This is a genomic window from Lysobacter sp. K5869, assembly GCF_018847975.1.
Taxonomy (GTDB): Bacteria; Pseudomonadota; Gammaproteobacteria; order Xanthomonadales; family Xanthomonadaceae; genus Lysobacter.
In genome coordinates this window covers 281095-299941 of record NZ_CP072597.1, presented here as the reverse complement: position 1 = coordinate 299941, position 18847 = coordinate 281095, and the positions used below count along the sequence as shown (strand labels likewise).

At 69.4% G+C, this 18847-nt stretch carries 14 protein-coding genes; 11 read left to right on the top strand and 3 right to left on the bottom strand.

Annotated features, from left to right (window positions below):
* The first annotated feature begins 5 nt into the window (after positions 1-5).
* The 4 genes from J5226_RS01225 (at position 6) to J5226_RS01210 (ending at position 6417) form a co-directional block, all read left to right on the top strand.
* Complete coding sequence (locus J5226_RS01225; RefSeq protein ID WP_215838038.1) at positions 6-3095, top strand: CusA/CzcA family heavy metal efflux RND transporter; 3090 nt, start codon at positions 6-8, stop codon at positions 3093-3095.
* On the top strand, positions 3092-4333 hold the full coding sequence (locus tag J5226_RS01220; protein ID WP_215838037.1) for a TolC family protein: 1242 nt from the start codon (positions 3092-3094) through the stop codon (positions 4331-4333). Before J5226_RS01225 ends, J5226_RS01220 begins: the two co-directional genes overlap by 4 nt.
* Positions 4330-4704: a hypothetical protein gene (locus J5226_RS01215; protein WP_215838036.1), complete on the top strand. Its 375-nt coding sequence runs from the start codon at positions 4330-4332 to the stop codon at positions 4702-4704. Before J5226_RS01220 ends, J5226_RS01215 begins: the two co-directional genes overlap by 4 nt.
* A 405-nt stretch (positions 4705-5109) precedes the next feature.
* On the top strand, positions 5110-6417 hold the full coding sequence (locus J5226_RS01210) for a substrate-binding domain-containing protein (protein WP_215838035.1): 1308 nt from the start codon (positions 5110-5112) through the stop codon (positions 6415-6417).
* A 66-nt stretch (positions 6418-6483) separates the two neighbouring features.
* Here the strand turns inward: J5226_RS01210 and J5226_RS01205 are convergent, their stop codons facing one another.
* Positions 6484-7728, bottom strand: a complete 1245-nt coding sequence (locus J5226_RS01205) for an MFS transporter (protein ID WP_215838034.1) — start codon at positions 7726-7728, stop codon at positions 6484-6486.
* A gap of 105 nt (positions 7729-7833) precedes the next feature.
* Positions 7834-8745 (bottom strand): LysR family transcriptional regulator, encoded by a 912-nt coding sequence (locus J5226_RS01200; RefSeq protein ID WP_215838033.1) that lies wholly within the window; start codon positions 8743-8745, stop codon positions 7834-7836.
* 116 nt (positions 8746-8861) lie between these two features.
* Between J5226_RS01200 and J5226_RS01195 the strand changes: the two genes are divergently transcribed.
* Together J5226_RS01195 and J5226_RS01190 are read left to right on the top strand one after the other, a co-directional pair.
* A complete protein-coding gene (locus J5226_RS01195) occupies positions 8862-9728 on the top strand; it encodes a pirin family protein (protein ID WP_215838032.1) in 867 nt (288 codons plus the stop codon).
* Between the two features lie 306 nt (positions 9729-10034).
* Positions 10035-10724: a hydrolase gene (locus J5226_RS01190; RefSeq protein ID WP_215838031.1), complete on the top strand. Its 690-nt coding sequence runs from the start codon at positions 10035-10037 to the stop codon at positions 10722-10724.
* Between the two features lie 4 nt (positions 10725-10728).
* On the opposite strand, the gene J5226_RS01185 is transcribed toward J5226_RS01190, so the two are convergent.
* Entirely contained in the window at positions 10729-11097 is a 369-nt protein-coding gene (locus J5226_RS01185) for a hypothetical protein (protein ID WP_215838030.1), read from the bottom strand.
* A gap of 365 nt (positions 11098-11462) precedes the next feature.
* On the opposite strand from J5226_RS01185, the gene J5226_RS01180 reads away from it, so the two are divergent.
* The 5 genes from J5226_RS01180 to J5226_RS01160 all read left to right on the top strand — a co-directional run bounded on the left by J5226_RS01180 (position 11463) and on the right by J5226_RS01160 (position 18759).
* Positions 11463-12263 carry a TetR/AcrR family transcriptional regulator gene (locus J5226_RS01180; RefSeq protein ID WP_255322954.1) on the top strand — a complete coding sequence of 267 codons (801 nt, stop codon included), beginning with the start codon at positions 11463-11465 and terminating at the stop codon, positions 12261-12263.
* Between the two features lie 250 nt (positions 12264-12513).
* Positions 12514-13086, top strand: a complete 573-nt coding sequence (locus J5226_RS01175) for a sigma-70 family RNA polymerase sigma factor (RefSeq protein ID WP_215838029.1) — start codon at positions 12514-12516, stop codon at positions 13084-13086.
* Between the two features lie 141 nt (positions 13087-13227).
* The gene (locus J5226_RS01170) at positions 13228-14328 is read left to right on the top strand and encodes a FecR domain-containing protein (RefSeq protein WP_215838028.1); all 1101 of its coding nucleotides are present in this window, start codon (positions 13228-13230) and stop codon (positions 14326-14328) included.
* A 269-nt stretch (positions 14329-14597) separates the two neighbouring features.
* Complete coding sequence (locus tag J5226_RS01165; protein ID WP_215838027.1) at positions 14598-18014, top strand: TonB-dependent receptor; 3417 nt, start codon at positions 14598-14600, stop codon at positions 18012-18014.
* Between the two features lie 166 nt (positions 18015-18180).
* Positions 18181-18759 (top strand): hypothetical protein, encoded by a 579-nt coding sequence (locus J5226_RS01160; RefSeq protein ID WP_215838026.1) that lies wholly within the window; start codon positions 18181-18183, stop codon positions 18757-18759.
* Positions 18760-18847 lie beyond the last annotated feature (88 nt).

The window sequence follows — 18847 nt, the reverse complement described above, 5'->3', positions numbered from 1 at the left end:
CCGCCATGCTGAATCGCATCATCGAAGCGTGCGTGCATCGGCGCGTCGCGATCCTGGTCATGACCGCGATCGTCGCCCTGTTCGGCGTGCGCGCGTATCTGCAGACGCCGATCGAAGCCTATCCCGACGTCACCAACGTCCAGGTCCAGGTCATCACCCAGATGCCGGGCTACGCCGCCGAGGAGATCGAGCGGCAAGTGACGGTGCCGCTGGAGCGCGCGCTCAACGGCACCCCGGGGATGACGCTGTTGCGCAGCGAAAGCCTGTTCGGGCTGTCGTTGGTGACCTTGATCTTCGACGACGACGTGGATGCGTTCTCGACCCGGATGCTGGTGAGCCAGCGCATGGCGCAGGCCGATTTGCCGCAAGGCGTCGTACCCGATTTAGCTCCGGAGGCGACGCCGCTCGGCAAGATCTATCGCTTCCGGCTAGTCAGCGACCGCGCCGACCTGTACCAACTGCGCTCGGAAATGCAGTGGAACGTCACCCGCGTGCTGCGCCAGGTGCAGGGCGTGGCCGACGTGGTGCCGTTCGGCGGCTATCTGAAGGAACTGCAGGTCGAGGCCGATCCGGCCAAGCTCTACGGCGCCGGCCTGAGCCTGGGCGACCTGGAAGAGGCGATCAAGAAGGCCAACCTCAACGTCGGCGGCGGTTTCCTGCGCCACGGCGATCAGGAGCTGACCATCCGCGGCGTCGGCTTCATCGAGTCGGTCGAGGACATCAAGGCCATCCCGCTCAAGAACCGCGCCGGCACCGCGCTGACGGTGGGCGATGTCGCCAGCATCAAGCTCGCCGCCACGCCGCGCCGCGGCTCGGTCGCCTACAACGATCAGCAGGAAGTGGTCGAAGGGTTGGTGCTGATGCGCCGCGGCGAGAATCCCTCGCGCGTGCTCGACGGCATCCATCAAAAGGTCGAGGAGCTCAACGGCAAGATCCTGCCCGAGGGCATGAAGATCGTCGCCTCGCACGACCGCAGCGTGCTGGTCGGCCACACGCTTTCGACCGTGCACGACAACCTGCTGCACGGCTTCATTCTGGTGGTGGCCATCGTTTGGCTGTTCATGCGCTCGATCACCGGCTCGGCCGTGGTCGCGGTGGTGATTCCGCTGTCGCTGCTGGTCGCCTTCATCGGCCTGCATTTCCTCGGCTTGCCGGCGAATCTGATTTCGATGGGCGCGATCGACTTCGGCATCCTCGTCGACGGCGCGGTGGTGCTGGTCGAAAACGTCATCCACGCGATACGCCACGAACGGCCGCCCAACCGCAAGGCGCTGATCGCGCTGGTGATCCGCTCGGCCACCGCGGTCGGCCGTCCGACCTTCTTCGCGATGCTGATCATCATCGCCGCGCTGCTGCCGGTGTTCACCCTGCAATCGGTGGAGGGCCGCATCTTCCGGCCGTTGGCGCTCACCTACGCCTTCGCCTTGGTCGGCGCGCTGGTGTTCTCGCTGACCGTGGTGCCGGCGCTGTGCGCGCTGCTGTTCAAGCCCGAGCACGCCAAGCTGGTCGAACCGGGCTGGATCGCCAAGCTGCGCGATGGCTACAAGCGCGTGCTCGGCGCGCTGATGCAGCGCCGCGCGTTGCCGCTGGCGCTGGCCGCGGTGCTGCTGGTGGCCGGCGGCGTCGCCACCGCGCGGCTGGGTTCGGAGTTCCTGCCCGAACTCGACGAGGGCGACATCTTCGTGTTCGCCGAAATGCCGGCCAGCGTGTCGATGGAGAAAGGCCAGGAACTGCTGATGGACGTGCACAAGCGCGTGCTGGCCTTCCCCGAAGTCTCGGCCGTGCATACCGAACACGGGCGGCCGGAGGACGGCACCGACAACGAAGGCGTCAACATGCTCAAGACCTTCGTCAGCCTCAAACCGGACGAGCAATGGCGCGCGGGCTGGGACAAGCCGCGGCTGATCCAGGCGATGCGCGATTCGCTCGAACGCATCCCCGGTGTGCGCTTCAATTTCTCCCAGCCGATCAAGGACAGCGTCGAGGAAGCGGTCAGCGGCGTGCGCGGCAAGGTGGTGCTGAAGATCTTCGGTCCCGATCTGGAGCGCATGCGCGACACCCTGAAACAAGCGAAAACCTTGTTGCAGGACGTGCCGGGCGTGACCGAGCTGGATCTGTACCGCGACGTGTCCAGCCCGCAGTTGCGCATCCGTCTCGACCGCGCCGCGCTCGCGCGCGCCGGCATTCCCATCGACACCGCCGCCGCCACCATCGAAACCGCGCTGGCCGGCCGCGTGGTCACCGATTACTGGGAAGGCGAGCGGCCGGTGCCGGTGCGCCTGCTGCTGCCCAAGCCCAGCCGCGACGACGAGGACAAGATCGCCGACCTCACCGTGCCGGCGCCGAACGGCGCGCAGATTCCGCTGCGGCAGCTGGCCAAGATCGAGATCGGCAACGGCGTGGCCTCGATCGTGCGCGAAGGCAACATCCGCTTCCTGGCGCTGAAGTTCAACGTGCAGGGCCGCGACATGGGCTCCACGGTCAAGGACGCCATCGCCACCATCGACGCCAAGCTCAAGCCGCCGGCCGGGCATTACTTCGTATGGGGCGGCGAGTTCGAGAACCAGGAGCGCGCGGCGCAGCGGCTCAAGCTGGTGGTGCCGGTGGCGATCGCGCTGGTGCTGGGCTTGTTGTACGCGGCGATGAACTCCGGCCGCAGCGCGCTGGCGATCATGGCGACGATGCCGTTCGCGCTGACCGGCGGCGCGTTCGCGCTGCTGTTGGCCGGCATCCCGCTGTCGGTGAGCGCGGCGATCGGCTTCATCGCCTTGCTCGGGCAGGTCTCGCTGATGGGCGTGCTGGTGTTGTCGGCGGCCGAAGACCGAAGACGCGCCGGCGAAGAGTTGCTGCCGGCGTTGCTGGAAGGCGCGGCCGACCGCTTGCGGCCGGTGTTGATGGCGTCCTTGCTGGCCTTGTTCGGCCTGTTGCCGATGGCGCTGTCCAGCGGCATGGGCAGCGAGACCCAGCGCCCGTTCGCGCTGGTCGTGGTCGGCGGCATGAGCACGACCTTGCTGGTCGCGCTGTTCGTGCTGCCGGTGCTGTACAGCCTGATCGCGGCCAAACGACTGCAAACGCCGGAGGAGGCCGACGCATGAAGTGGCGATTCGTTTTGAGCGCGATGATGATCGCCGCCGCCGCGCTGCCGGCGACGGCGGCCGAGCCGCCGCCCGAGTCGGTGGATCTGCCGACGGTGCTGACCCTGGCGCGCGGCGCGAGTCCGCGCCTGGAGCTGGAGCGCAAGCAGATCGCGCTGGCGCAGGCCGCGCGCGCCACCGCCGGCGCTTATCCCAATCCGACGCTGAGCTTCGAGCGCGCGCGCCAGCCGGGCGAGTTGACCAACTTCTCCAGCAAGGTCGCCAAGCAGTGGTCGGTGCAGCAGCCGATTCTGTTGCCGGGCCAGCGCTCCTCGCGCATCCGCGCCGCCGATCTCGGCGTGGACGCCGCGCGCAGCCGCTTGACCGCGACGACCAACGATCTCACCGCCGACGCGGGCAGCGCTTATGTCGAGTTGTTGCAAGCGCAGCGCAAGCGCGCGGCGCTGGAGCAGGGCATGGCCGATCTGGACCGGTTGCGCGGCATCGTCGCCGGGCGCCAATCCGCCGGCATGGCCAGCCGCTACGACTTGCTGCGCGTGGATGTCGAACTGGCCGATTGGCGCACCAAGCTCGCCGAGGCCGAAGCCGATCTCACCGACCGGCAGGGCCAGCTCGCGGGCCTGCTCGGCTTTCCCGGTTGGCGTCCGCACGGCGCGGGCGAGCTGCGGCCGTTGCCGGCGGTCGAGCCGCCGCCGGCCGTCGCCCCCGACAGCCCGGCGGTGATCGCCTCGCGCAAGGAAGAAGCCGCGGCGCTGGCGCGGGTAACCGCCGCGCGCCGGGACCGCTTGCCGAATGTCTCGCTCAGCGGCGGCCAGTTCTGGACCGTGGCGCCGTACGGCAAGACCTATTCGCTCGGTTTCGAGATCGAAGTGCCGTTGTTCGACACGCGCCGCGGCGCGTACCAGCAAGCGCGCGCGGAAGCCGAATCGGCGAGTCTGCAGCGCACTCTGGCCGAAGCGCAGTCGAGCGCCGACATCGAACGCTACCGCGCCCAGGTGCAACAGCGCGGCGCCGCGTTGGCGCGGTTCGAGCAACAACTGGCACCGCGCCTGCCGCAGCTGCAGCAGATGGCCGACGACGCGTACCGGCTCGGCCGCAGCACGGTGCTGGAACTGCTCGACGCCACCCGCGTGCGTTACGAAACCACGCTCAGCCGCGACGAGCTCACCGCGAACTTGATGGAAGCGCAGCTGCGCCTGCAGGCCGCGCTGGGCGACTTCGCGCAGGCGCGGCCGTGAGCGGGCGCCGCCGCCGGGTGGATGCGCTGGCGTCGCGCGGGCTGGCGTGGGACGCCTTGTATCTGGCGCTGTGCGCGGCGGTGTTGGCCGGCTGCGTGTCGGCGCCGCGCGACGGCGCGTTCTCGTCGTGGTGGCGCAAGCCGGTGCTGGTGGTGATGCCGGCCGGCGAGTTGCAGGACAGCGTCGACCGCAGTTGCCTGTCCGGCCACGAGGCGGCCGCCGCGGTGGTCGCGTTCCGGGTCGGCCGCGTGCCGGCGTACCGGCAGGCGTTCGCGGTGCCGGCGGGCGCGACGCTGCGCGCGGGCCAGGACGTGTGGGTGCGGCCGCGCACCTGCGAGTTGGACGCGGCGGCGGATCGCGCCGCGAACTGAGTCTCGCATCGGGCCGGGCGCACGACCGGCCCGAGCCGCACATCGCGGTCCGTCTCGCGCGCGCGATCGGTCGCGCGGGAACTCGCGCAGCGCTCGGATGACAGTTCTGCGCGGTCGCAGCGCGCGCCGGGAATCGCCGCGTCGCGGTGTGACGGCGCGCATGCCGCCGCTGTCATCTTCGCCGCCGTCGCGGCGCTTTCGACACAAAACCTTCGCGAACGGGGCGGGCCCGCGCGCGCGAGACTCGTCGCGCAAGGCCCGCGCGGCTGTCACCGCGGCGGCGCACGGCGGTCGCCGGGTTGGCATCTGCGGGGCTCAGGGTGGAAGCGCCCGCGCCGAGCGCGGCGCATCGCATCGACGCACTCACTCGATCGGATCGACCTGCCATTCACAAGGAGACGTCCCGTGCCTCGCTTCTCTCTCGCTTCGTGCTTGCTCGCCTTGCTCGCCGCCGCCAGCGGCCCTGCCGCCGCGGTCGATCTGTACGGCGGCGGCGCCGATTCGCCGGCTGCGGCGTATGTCGGCGATCGTTATCTGGAGACCACGCCGGTCGCGCGGCTTTCGCGCGACCGCGCCATCGCCGTTCCGTTCAGGACCTACGCCATTGCCGAACTCGGCAACATGCAAGGTACGCGCGTGCCGGTCTTCGCCGATTTCCACATCCGCTATCCCGCCGATGCGGTGTCGTACTGCCGCAGCGGCACCGTGTTCGGCAAGAAAATATTCGTCGCGCAGGGAACGGCGCAGGCCGGCGGCGACTGCGCGCCGAACGGTGTGGCCGGCTTCACCGCGCTGTCGGCGCGGCCGGACTTCATCGGCAGCGATGCGCCGTTCTCGTACTCGGACTACGAGACCTTCCTGACGAACTTGCAGGCCGAACGCGGCGCCGTGGTGCAGATCCCGGTGCTGGCTCAGGCCATCGCGGTGATCTACAAAGACGGCAACGGACTGCCGCCTGGGTTGGGCTTGAACACGGAGAGCGTGTGCCGGGTGTTCGGCGGCGACATTGTCGATTGGAGCGATTCGCGTCTGGGCCTGGAACTGCCTTATCCGCGGCCGATCACTATCGTCTACTCCAGCGCCGGCAGCGGGGCGGGTTTTGCGTTGTCGGGCTATCTGCAGGCCAATTGCAACGGCCGCTTCGGCTTTCCGGCCGATCAGTTCCGCCAGAACGCCGACTTCGTCGTCGCTGTCGGCAGCGCGCTGCAGCGCTACGCGGCGGTTTCCGCGCAGCTCAGCGAGGACATGGCGGTGAGCAAGGTGCGTCAGACCGTCGGTGCGCTGAGCTACGCCGGTATCGGCGAAACCCTGGCGCAGGGCGCGATGTATGCGCGGGTGAACGGCTACGACCCGGCGATGCTGACGCCGCCGAACATCCCGCCGGCCAGTTTGTTGGCCGGCAAGGTGCTGGACAACGGCACGATCGGCGATGCGCCGGGCGCGCTCACCACCGCCATGCGCAACTGCTTGCGCACGATTGCGCCGTCGGCGCCAGTGACGATGGCCTATCCCATCGTCGGAGTGAATTACATCAACGCGTACTACTCCGGCAATGGGAGCAAGGCACTGCCGTTGCGCAATCTGGTGCGCCAGTTCCTGCGTCCGAACTTCACGGATACGCGGGTGGCGCTGCCGCCGGGTTACGCCTATCTGGACGGCAACGCGGTGTTTCGGGCGCTGTTGTCCACGGCGATCAACAACTGCATCAACTGAGCCCGACGCGCATCGTCGAACCGGCCGCCCCGACCCCGCATCGCGGCGTCGGGGCGGATCGGCCGCTCACGACTGCAACGCCGGCCGCAACCCGCCCTCGCCACCCTCGCGCCGCGCGCGCGGAAACGCCAGCGCGATCGCCGCCGCCGCCAAGCCCGCCATCATCGAACCGATGTAGAGCCAGGTGTAGCTGCCGTAGCGGTCGTAGAGCCAGCCGCCGACCACCGGCCCCAGCGCCATGCCCAGGCTCGACAGCAGGCTGGCCGCGCCGAGCACGCCGCCGAGGATGCGCGGGTCGAACGCGTCGCGGGCGAGCGAGGCGTAGAGCGGCATGGTGCCGCCGTAGGCCATGCCGAACACGATCGCCACGGCATAGAAACCGTCGAGCTGGTTCACCGCCAGATAGCTCACCGCGGCGAGCCCTTGCACGAACAAGCCGGCGACGAGGACGGGCTTGGCGCCGAAGCGGTCGGCGAGCGTGCCGAACAGCAGGCGTCCGCCGAGGCCGGCGGCGCCTTCCATGCTGTAGATGGTCACCGCCGCGGTCACCGGCAGGCCGCAGCCGATGGCGTAGCTGACGGTGTGGAAGATCGGCCCGGAATGCGCGGCGCAGCAGGCGAAGTAGGCCAGCCCCAGCACGATGAAAGCGCGCGAGCGCAGCGCCCGCGCCATCGTCGCCGGCGGCGCGCCGCTGTCGGTTGGCGCCGGCGCGGCGGCGTGCGCCGCGGCGGGGGCCGCGCGCACGAACCACACCGCGGGCAAGGTCAGCGCCCAGGCCAACACGCCGACGATCAACAAGGTGGTGCGCCAGTCGTAGTGGCTGATCAGCCACGCCACCAACGGCGACAGCGTCATCGGCGCGACGCCGACGCCGGCGGACACCAGCGAGATGGCGAGGTTGCGGCGGCGCTCGAACGAGGCCGCGGTGGCGGCGATCACCGGCGCGAAGAACGCCGCCGCGGCCACGCCGAGCAGCACGCCGTAGCTGAGCTGGAACTGCAGCAGGCTGGTCGCGCGGCTGGCCAGCACGCAGGCCAGCCCGAGCAGCAGCGCGCCGGCCAGGGCGACCGCGCGCGGGCCGATGCGGTCGCTGAGCAGGCCCCAACCGAAGCCGGCCACGCCCATGCTGAGGAAGGCCAGGGTCATCGCCCCCGACAGGCCGGCGCGCGACCAACCGGTCGCCGCGCCCATCGGCCCCAGCAGCACCGCCAGCGAGAACACCGCGCCGACGGCGACGCAGCCGAGCACGGCGCCGGCGGCGACCAGGGACCAATTGCGATCCAGCGTTTGTGCAACGGCGGGGGTGTTCATGCGCGGGCGATCCTGGGGGAGATATCCGAACGACGAACGGGGAGGGCGCGGATCGACAGCGTCGCGGCCCGGTTTCGGCGGACGCGGGCCGGCGCCGCCGCGCGGTCAATCTTCGCGCAGTTCCTCGAACCGCCGCGCGAGGTAGTCGATCAGCAGGCGCACCGACGGCAGCAGCCCGCGGCGCGAGGGGAACACCGCGTGGATCAACCCCGGCCGCGGTTGCCAATCCGGCAACAAGCGTTGCAGGCGGCCGTCGGCGAGTTCTTCGGCGATTACCATCGCCGGCAGCATGGCGATGCCGACGCCGGCCACCGCGGCCATGCGCAGCGCGGTCATGTCGTCGCTGACCAGGCGCGGGCGGTGGTGGATCTGCGCGGCCGCCCCGTCCGGGCCGGACAACTGCCAGCTGTGGTCCGGCTGAGCCGGGCCGAGGTCGAGGGTGGGGCAGTCGGACAGATCGGCCGGCGCGCGCGGTCGCGGGTGGCGCTCGAACAGCGCCGGGCTCGCCGCCAGGACCCAGCGCCGGGCGCCGAGCACGCGCACCGCCAGATCGCTGTCCTCCAGCGGCGGCGGGCGCACCCGGATCGCCACGTCGAGGCCTTCGCCGATCACGTCGACGCGGCGGTTGGTGGCCTCCAGCAGCAGCGTCACCTGGGGATGCTCGGCCATGAAGTCGGCCAGCATCGCGCCGATGCGCGCGTGCAGGATCGCCACCGGCACGCTGATGCGCACGGTGCCGCGCGGCTGGGCGCGGCTGAGGTCGATCGCCTCCTGCGCCGCCTCGGCTTCGACCAGCATCGCCTTGCAGTGGCGGTAATAGTCCTGGCCGATCTCGGTGACCGAAAAGCGCCGGGTCGAGCGCTGGATCAGGCGCACGCCCAGACGCTGTTCGAGCAGGGCGATGCGCCGGCTGAGCTTGGATTTGGGTTCGCCCAGGGCGCGCCCGGCGGGGGCGAAGCCGCCGTGGTCGACGACCTGGACGTAGTAATAGAGGTCGTTGAGGTCGAACCCGGGCATGGCGACATCGTTCGTCCAGTAGGACTCTGAGGATAAATTCCGCTGTCTACCGCGTCCATCGTTCCGGGATCAGGCTAGGCGCCATCGAATAGCGCCCCTCGGGGCAGGAGATGGCCATGAAGAAGGTTCTGGGCGTCCACAGCGCTCCCCGGCCGCACTGGGTCGGCGACGGGTTTCCGGCGCGCTCGCTGTTTTCCTATGTCTCGCACGGGCGTCAGCTCAGCCCGTTCCTGCTGCTGGACTACGCCGGGCCGCACCGCTTCGAGCCCACCGCGGGCCGGCGCGGAGTCGGTTCGCACCCGCACCGCGGTTTCGAGACCGTCACCATCGTCTACGACGGCGAGCTGGAACACCGCGATTCCAGCGGCGCCGGCGGCCGCATCGGCCCGGGCGACGTGCAATGGATGACCGCCGGCGCGGGCATCGTGCACGAGGAATTCCACGCGCCCGAGTTTTCGCGCGCCGGCGGCACCCTGGAAATGGTGCAGTTGTGGGTCAACCTGCCGGCGCGCGACAAGATGGCGGCGCCCGCGTATCAGACGCTGCTGAACGCCGAGATTCCGTCGATCGATCTGCCCGACGCGGCCGGCCGCGTGCGCGCGATCGCCGGCGAGTTCGGCGGACAGCGCGGCCCGGCGCGCACGTTCACGCCGATGGACGTGTGGGATCTGCGCTTGAACCAGGGCGGCGCGCTGCGCCTGGACATCGCCGCGGGACGCAGTCTGGCCCTGGTCGTGCTCAAGGGCGCGATCCGCGTCAACGGCGACGTCGCGGCGCGCGAGGCGCAGTTGGTCGTGCTCGACCGCGACGGCGCCGATGCGCAGATCGACGCCGACAGCGATGCGTTGGTGCTCGTGCTCAGCGGCGAACCCATCGACGAGCCCATCGTCGGTTACGGCCCGTTCGTGATGAACACGCAGGCGCAGATCGCGCAAGCGTTCGAGGACTACGACAGCGGACGGTTCGGACGCATCGCGTCGTGACGGCGCGGGCTCAGGCCTGCGCTGGATCGGATCGGCGCCGATTCGATCCGTATCGGTCGAACGCCGCGCCGGTCGAACGCCGAATAGATCGAACGCGGCGCTGATCGAAAGCGCCGTCGCCGCAAACCCGCATCGTTGCAGAAGGCGCCGACCCGATTCGGCGCGCATGCAACCGCGCCGCGCCGGATCGCTCCGGCGCCGCGCACCGTCGGCGCCGGCCGCGCGCCGGCGCGACATCCGCCGCGCGGCGCCGCCGCCGGCATCGCCCCGCCGGGCGCCCGCGCCCGGCTTCTTCGAGGATTCGCCATGAACGCTTACGCCCACGGCGCCGTCAATTTCGACGGCGCCATCCCCCGCATCGACCCCGATCAGGCTGCGATGCTGCTGATCGACCACCAAAGCGGCCTGTTCCAGACCGTCGGCGATATGCCGATGACCACGCTGCGCCGCCATGCCGCGGCGTTGGCGAAGATGGCGAGTCTGGCCAAGCTGCCGGTGATCACCACCGCCTCGGTGCCGCAGGGGCCGAACGGCCCGCTGATTCCCGAGATCCACGCCAACGCGCCGCACGCGCAGTACATCGCCCGCCGCGGCGAGATCAACGCTTGGGACAACCCCGACTTCGTCGCCGCGGTGAAAGCCACCGGCCGCCGCCAGCTGATCGTCGCCGGCACCATCACCAGCGTGTGCATGGCGTTTCCGAGCATCGCCGCGGCGGCGGACGGCTATCAGGTGTTCGCGGTGATCGACGCTTCGGGCACTTATTCGAAGATGGCGCAGGAAATCACCTTGGCGCGCGTGGTCCAGGCCGGCGTGGTGCCGATGGACACCGCCGCGGTCGCGTCCGAGTTGCAGAAGACCTGGCACCGCGACGACGCCGGCGAGTGGGCGCAGGTCTACACCCAGATCTTCCCCGCGTATCAGTTGCTGATCGAGAGCTACGCGAAGGCGCAGGACGTGCAGCGCAGCGGCGAGGCGCTGGATTCGCAGCGCTGAGGCGTCAGCGCGTCGGCGCGGGCGCCGCGGCCGGTTCGGGACAGGCGCGCAAGGTCCAGTCCTGCGCGCCGGGTTCCAGCGACCGCAGCACCAGCCGCGTGCGGCCGGCGGCGAGGATGCGCCACGCGCGCGGCGGCGCCTTCGCGTCGAGCGCGTCCACGCGCAGTACGCCGCGCTCGACCCGGGCGCGGAAGCGGCCTTCGAAATCGCCGTAGAACGAATCGCCGTCGAGGCCGAATTCGGCCGCCGGCTGGGCGCAGTCGCTCCACCACACGCCTTGCACGTCGGCCAGGGTGTAGGGCGGTTGGGCCTGGGCGGCGGCGGCGAGGACGGCCAAGGCCAGGGCGGCGGAGCTGAGCGGGCGGCGCTTCATTCGGTGCACGGACGCAGCGGGTGCGCGCAGCGTAGCCGACGCCGCCGCGCGCGACCTGTAGGAAATCGAGAACCCGGTCGCATCGGCGCGCCGTTTCGCGGCGCAGGGCGCCCGCCATCCGGCCGCCGGCTTAGGCAAAGCGCCCGCGCGCGGTGCGAATCCGCCGCCGAATCAAGCCCTTATCGCCCGGCGCCTGGCCCCGAACGGCGCCTATCGCGCATTCATCCGGCACGCATATTGCGCTGCAGCGTGCAGTCGCCGAATTCGCCTGCTTAGTCTAACGGCCGTTTCAATTCCGGTATTCAATCCGCGAGTTGGAGCAAACTCTCGGGACGTCAGAGCGGAGCCGCGCAAGGAAACCGGCCGTGAATAGCCCCCGCGCCAATTCGAGCGATACCCGCCGCCGCCTGCTCGAGGCGGCCGAGGCGCTGTTCATCCGCCACGGCTACGAGGGCATGTTGCTGCGCCAGATCACCAGCGAGGCCAAGGTCAATCTGGCCGCGGTGAACTACCACTTCGGCAGCAAGGAAGCGCTGGTGCAGGAACTGCTGTCCTCGCGCCTGGACCGGCTCAACGAGGAACGCCTGCAGTTGCTGTCGCTGTGCGAGGAACGCTTCGGCGCGCAGCGGCTCGACGCGCCGACCGTGCTGAGCATCCTGTTCGTGCCGGCGGTGCGGCTCAGCCGCGACAGCGCCGGCGGCATTTCCTTCATGCGCCTGCTCGGGCGCGTCTACAGCGATCCCTCGCCGTTCGTGCGCGGCTTCCTGTACGAGCATTACCAACCCATCTACGAGCGCTTCTTCGAAGCCTTCGCCCGCGCGCTGCCCCACCAGTCGCGCAACGAGCTGGGCACCCGCCTGCATTTCGCGCTCAAGGCGCTGTCGGGCGTGCTGGCCGGCGAGAACATGGACGAATTGATCGCGGCGATCTGCGTCGGCGAGGCGGTCAGCGATTCGCTGATGCTGGGCCGGCTGGTCGCCTTCGTCTCACCCCTGTTGACCACGCCGTTCGACAATTTGGCCCAGGTCCGCCACGTCGAGCAGGTGATGGGCTTGGCGCCGGCGGCCGCGTTGGGCGCCGACGCGACGCTGCGCGCGGAGTCGGAGGCCGGGCGCAAGCCGCGCGGCATCCTGCCGTTGTGGGCGGAAAAGGTGGTGGGCGTATGAAGAATCGGGTTATTACGCGTCCGCTCGCCGGGATGCGCGCATCCGACGAGGCAAGGGCAGGGGGCGCCCCGACGCCGCGGCCTTAGGGCGGCGGCCGCGAGGCGAAGCAAGTGCGCTACCGGAACCGCCGCGCGCGGCTGCCGGCCGGAGGCCCTGTCGGGCGTCCCGCCGCGGCCGCCGGCGTCGGCGCCGGCGAACCGGTTTCCGCGTGGGGCGGGGCCGTTCCATTGGTCGAGGAAAGGAAAGCGCAATGACCGATCCGGCGTCATGGCCGCACGAGTCCGCATCGCTCGCCGAATACGGGGAGGACGGCGCCGCGCAGTGGAACAACGTGTCCTTGCGCTACCGCCTGCCCCTGCGCGGCTTCTTTTCCAAGCGGGTCAAGGACGCGGCCGAGGTCGAGGACCTGACCCAGGAGGTGTTCCTGCACCTGATCCGGCGCGCCCGCGGCGGGCCGATCGAGCACGTCGAGCAGTACGTGTTCCAGGTCGCGGCCAACACCCTGCGCGACTGGGGCCGGCGCCGGCGGGCCCGCAACCAGGACGCGCACGAATCTTTCGACGCCGAAATGCACGATCCGGCTACGGATATTTCGCCCGAGCGCGTCTTACTGGGTAAGGAGCAGGTCCAGCTGGTCACCGCGGCCCTGCGCGAACTGCCGGAACGCACCCGCGACGTGTTCGTGCTGCGGGTGATGGAGAAGAAGAAATATGCGGAAATCGCGGCGATGATGGCCATTTCCGTCCGCGCGGCCGAGAAGCACATGGCCAAGGCTTTGGCGCAGTTGGGAGGCATCGTCGATGGATTGCGAGCGCAGGACTGAGCGGCGCGCCGGGCCCTTCGGGGCGGGGGCGGCCTGTGCGTCCGGACGCGGTCGGCCTGAGCGGGCCGTCACGGATCGGAACATCGGTCGCGCGGCGGCTTCGCCGCGCGTCGGCCGCAGCGGTTTGAGAGGTCACACCCGATGAAATGCAAAATCGCGCTGGTGCGGGACGGGTCGGCGGAACCCGGATCGCGGAGCATCGACGAGGACGCGGCGCGCTGGAGCGAGATCCTGCGCGAGAGCGACGACCCGACGATGCGCGAGGCGTTCCACGCCTGGCAGGCGCAATCCCCGCAGCACGCGCAGGCCTACGCGCGCGCCGACGCCGCGCGCCGGCTGGCCGAGCTGTTGGCCGACGAACCGCAGATGCAGAGCCTGCGCCGCGAAACCCTCGGCCGGGTCGCGCGCGGGGCCGCGCAGCGCCAGCGCCGCCAGCGCGGCTGGGCCATCGCCGCCTCGGTGATGGTGTTCGGCCTGCTCGGCGCGATCGGCCTGAACCTGGGCAACTCCTGGCGGATGGTCGGCGACGCCCGCGACGCCCTGGCCGGCAACGTGTACCGCACCGGCGTCGGCCAGCGCGAAAGCTTCGTGCTCGACGACGGGTCCACCATCACCCTCAACACCGACAGCCGGGTCAGCACCCATTACCGCGACGGCTTGCGCGCGGTGACGCTGGAGCGCGGGCAGGCGCTGTTCAAGGTCGCCAAGGACCGCAGCCGTCCGTTCGTGGTCACCGCCGGCGGCCGTCAGGTCACCGCGTTGGGCACCGAGTTCGACGTCTACCTGTCGCCGCGCGCGTTCGAGGTGACCTTGCTCGAAGGCCGGGTGACGGTGACGCGCGCGGCCAAGGCCGCGGCGACGGCCAGCGCCAAGCCGGCCGCGCCGGCGGCGTCGCTGGCCGAACTCAAGCCGGGCGAGCAGTTCGTCGCCCTGGCCGCGACCGCGCCGCAAGTGCGCGCCGCCGACGTGCGCCGGGTGGTGAGTTGGCGCAACGGCCAGATCGTGTTCGAGAACGAGCGCCTGGAAGACGCGGTGGCCGAGATCAACCGCTACTCGCAGCGCAAGATCGTGCTGGCCGACGCGCACCTGGCCTCGCTCAAGATCAGCGGCGCGTTCAACACCGGCGACACCGGCACCTTCGTCGAAGCGCTGACCGATTACTTCCCGATCGAGCAGGACTCGCTGGACAACGACGACATCGTGCTCAAGCCGCGCGCGCCCGACGCTCCGCTGCGCGGTTGACGCGTCCGGCCACGACCGCAGCGACGGCCGCGCGTTTCGCGCGGCCGTTTCTTTTTGCGCCGCTTCGGTTTTCTTCGTACCGACATCCTCGCGCGCGACGCTAGCGCGCGAAACGCCTGCTGCAGCGCAAAACAAAACTCGTCGGTACAACAAGTTGCGCGACGAATTTAATTCGCGCGCGAGGTTCGGGTTTCGTGCGGGCGCGCGTCTGTACCTAGGTAACCAGGCCGCGAACACAGATGGCCGGTCATCCGCAGAGGGGAGAACGAATGCAATTGCGAGTTCAGAAACAGTCGTTGCTGCGCGCATCGCGACGGGCCGTGTTGTTCCTCGCGCTGTTGCCGTGCATGGCGGCCTACGCCGGCGAGCGCTCGTCGGCGACCGCCCGCTTCGATATCCCGCCGCAGCGCCTGGACACCGCCTTGTCCGAGTACGCGCGCCAGAGCGGTACGCAACTGCTGTACGCGCCGGAGCTGGCCGCGGGCAAGACCGCGCGCGCGGTGCGCGGCGAGAAGAGCAACCGGCAAGCGCTGGAGGAACTGCTCGACGGCACCGGCCTGAGCTACGCCACCAACGCCTCCGGCGCGATCTTGATCAGCAATTCCGCCAGCGGCGCCGCCGCCGCCGGCGCCAGCGGCGGCGCGCCCGCCGCGCAGGAGAATCAGGGAAACGTACAAGAGGTCGCCGAGACGCAGCCGGCGGCGGCCTCCCCGCAAGCGCAAGACGACCAACAGGCGCCGGTAGCGACCGCAAACCCCGCTAGGAACCCCAACGCGACCACCCTCGACACCATCGTGGTGACCGCGCAGAAGAAGGTCGAGAACATCCAAAAGGTGCCGATCGCGATCAGCGCGTTCGGCGGCAAGGACCTGGGCGACCGCAAGATCGAAACCGGCGGCGATCTGGTCACCGCCACGCCCAACGTCACCTTCTCCAAGACCAACTTCGCCAGCTACAACTTCCAGATCCGCGGCATCGGCACTCAGGCGCTGTCGGTGACCACCGACCCGGCGGTGGCGGTGAGCTTCAACAGCACGCCGATGATCCGCAACCGCTTGTTCGAGCAGGAATACCTCGACGTGGAGCGGGTGGAAGTGCTGCGCGGCCCGCAGGGCACGCTGTACGGCCGCAACGCGACCGCCGGCGTGGTCAACATGATTCCCAACCTCGCCAACCCCGACGGTTACGAGGCCAACGTCAAGGGCGAGGTCGGCAACTTCAGCACCGCGCGCGTCACCGGCATGGTCAACGTGCCGCTCAGCGACAGCTTCGCCTTCCGTCTGGCCGGGCAGTACACCAAGCGCGACGGCTTCGACCACAACGAGGTGACCGGGCGCGACGTCAACGACCGCGACCTGCTGTCCACCCGCCTGTCGTTCGCGTTCAAGCCCAGCGAGAAGTTCGACGCCAGCCTGGTGTGGGAACACTTCCAGGAAGACGACCGCCGCGCGCGCACCGGCAAGCAGCTGTGCCACAACGATCCGGGCCCGCTCGCCTTCGGCAGCACCACGGTGTCGTCGATCGACCGCAACTACATGAGCCAGGGCTGCAAGGACGGCTCGCTGTACGACAACGGCGCGTTCGGCGTGCCCAACGGCGCCAGCATTCCGTTCGTGCTCGGCGCGCAGAGCACCGGCGTCGGCTACATCCTGGATCCCGACGGCAATTTCCTCGACATCGCCTCGATGATTCCGCGCGGGCTCGATCCGTACAAGGGCGTGACCCAGTCGCACGACATGCGCAAGATCGCGACCTCCTACGATCCCAAGTTCGAGGCCAAGAACGACGTCCTCCAGTTCAACCTCGGCGCCGACGTCGGCGAGCATCTGCGCTTCGTCTCGCAAACGCTCTACACCCGCGACAAGTACTACTCGACCCAGGACTACGGCCGCTTCCAGTCCAATCCGATCTTCACCAACACCTCCAACGGCGTGTCGGTGTTCGGTCCGAACGGTCCGGAGCCAGCGTACAACGCGTTCCCCGACGGCAAGTACTGCGATCCGCAGCTGGGCTGCTCGGACCGCCTGCTGATCGCCGATCTGGTCGATTCCAAGAGCAAGCAGTGGTCGCAGGAATTCCGCCTGCAGTCCTCGTTCGACGGCCCGTTCAATTTCAGCGTCGGCGCCAACTACCTGGAATACAAGGTCGACGAAAGCTACTACGTGTTCGGCAACGTGATCACCGCGCTGGCCGATCTGTTCTTCAACGGCAACGGCGCCGGCACGCGTCCGGGCAGCTGCCCGGCGGGCGCGGCCACGCGCGTGGACCCGAACACCGGCGACGTGATTCCCTGCGTCTACATCGACCCCAATCCGCTGGGGGCGATCAACGGCCAGGGCCACAACTACTTCCGCAGCCGCAATCTGGCCGAGACCAAGTCGGCGGCGATCTTCGGCGAAGGCTATTGGCAGTTGCGCGACAACCTGCGCCTGACCGCCGGCGTGCGCTTCACCAACGACCGCAAGATCACCACGCCGTATCCGACCCAGACCTTGCTGGCCGATTCCACCGGCACCACCGGCGTGCCGCAGCTGTTCGGCGGCTATGTGGGCTACGGCTATCCGGCGCTGCCGAAGATCCGCCAGACCTGGAACGAGCCGACCGGCCGCCTGGTGCTGGACTGGTCGCCGGACCTGTCGTGGACCGACAGCACCATGTTCTACGCCTCGCTCTCGCGCGGCTACAAGGCCGGCGGCACCAACTCGCCGGGCATCGGCGCCAACCCGAAGGCGTTGAGCTTCGAGCAGCGCAGTCCCGAGTTCAAGCCGGAGTTCGTCAACGCGTTCGAAGTCGGCATGAAGAACGTCATGGCCGGCGGCAAGTTCGTCCTCAACGGCACGCTGTTCTACAACGACTACAAGGACTATCAGGTCTCGCAGATCCAGGACCGCGCCACGCTCAACGAGAACTTCGACGCCAAGACCTGGGGCGCGGAACTCGAAGCGGTGTGGAAGCCGACCGACGCGTTCCAGCTCAGCGGCAACGTCGGCCTGCTGCGCACCCGCATCGGCTCCAACCAGTACTCCATCGACGTGATGGACCGCACCGCCGGCAACGCCGATTGGGTCGTGATCAAGCCGTGGCTGCAGCTGGCCTCGAACTGCGTCGCGCCGAAGGAGTTCGTCAAGGCGGTGCTGGACGCGACCTATCCGCTGGATCCGCCGTTCAACAACGCCGCCAACATCCTCAACAGCTTCTGCTCGACCAACCTGCCGCTCAACGGCGCCGGCTTCTCGCCGGGCGGCCCGTACGACGGGCTGTACGGCTTCACCTACGACCCGGCCAAGGACGCGCCCAACGGCGGCGCCGGCTTCGCCAAGAACGTCGGCGGCAACGAACTGCCCAACGCGCCGCACATCACCGCCAGCCTGAGCCCGCAGTACACCTTCATGACCGGCAAGGGCGACCTGACCGTGCGCGCGGACCTGTACTACCAAGGCCCGAGCTGGGCGCGCATCTACCAAGACAAGATCGACCGCCTGCACGACTGGGGCAACGTCAACGTCTCGGTGACCTGGCGCGACATCGAGAACGATCTGGCGATCCAGCTCTACGTCAAGAACGCGCTCGGCGGCAAGGCGATCACCGGCACCTTCATGAACAGCGACGACACCGGTTTGACCAGCAACGTGTTCATCCAGGACCCGCGCATCATCGGCTTGACCGTGAGCAAGGGCTTCTTCTGATCCAACCCCGCCGCCCGCGCGCGCGGGCGGCGGCGGGCATCGCCTGAACGCTGCAACAGGCACATCGCAGCTCCCAGGCAGCGCAGCCACGGCGCCGCTTCATCCGTGACAGTCCCGCGCGGGCCCGCACGCCCGCACAACTCGACGCCTCACAGGAGACAACGCAATGTCCAAGTTCAAGTATTCCCTGCTCGCTTTGGTGTCCGCGGCCGCGATCTGCGGCGCCACGTCGGCTTCGGCGGCTTCCTTCGAGCTGTGGAACGGCAGCGGCTGGACCAACACCGGCACGCTGAACTTCACCGGCCCGACCACCGCCAGCTACCTCGGCATCGGCGTGCCGTGCACGGCGAACTTCGCCGTCAGCGTGACCGGCGGCACCGCCACCGTCACCGGCGCCACCTTCAGCGGCTCGTCGGCGTGCTCCGGCATCGTCGCCTACAACCTGCCGTGGTCGATGACCCCGGGCACCTACACCGGCCCGAACCCGCCGTTCACCGGTTCGCCGACCCTGACCCCGACCCTGTGGAGCGTGGCCATCAGCGGCGTGCGCATCTTCATCCCGAGCCCGCTCAACGTGTACTGCCCGAGCTCGACCGGCACCGGCACCGTCAACGGCGTGCTCGACTTCACCTCGCTGCCGGGCGTGAACAACAAGTTCGTGTTCCGCGGCGCGCTCGGCGCGTGCTCGGTGCAGACCCAGAACAACGCTTCGCTGGAAGCGAGCATCCCGGTCCGGGTCATCTGATCCAACCGACCGTACCGGCGCCGGCCGGCGGCCCGCCGCGCTTCATGCGTGGCGCGAACGGGCCGCCGGCCAGTCGATACGCCGGATG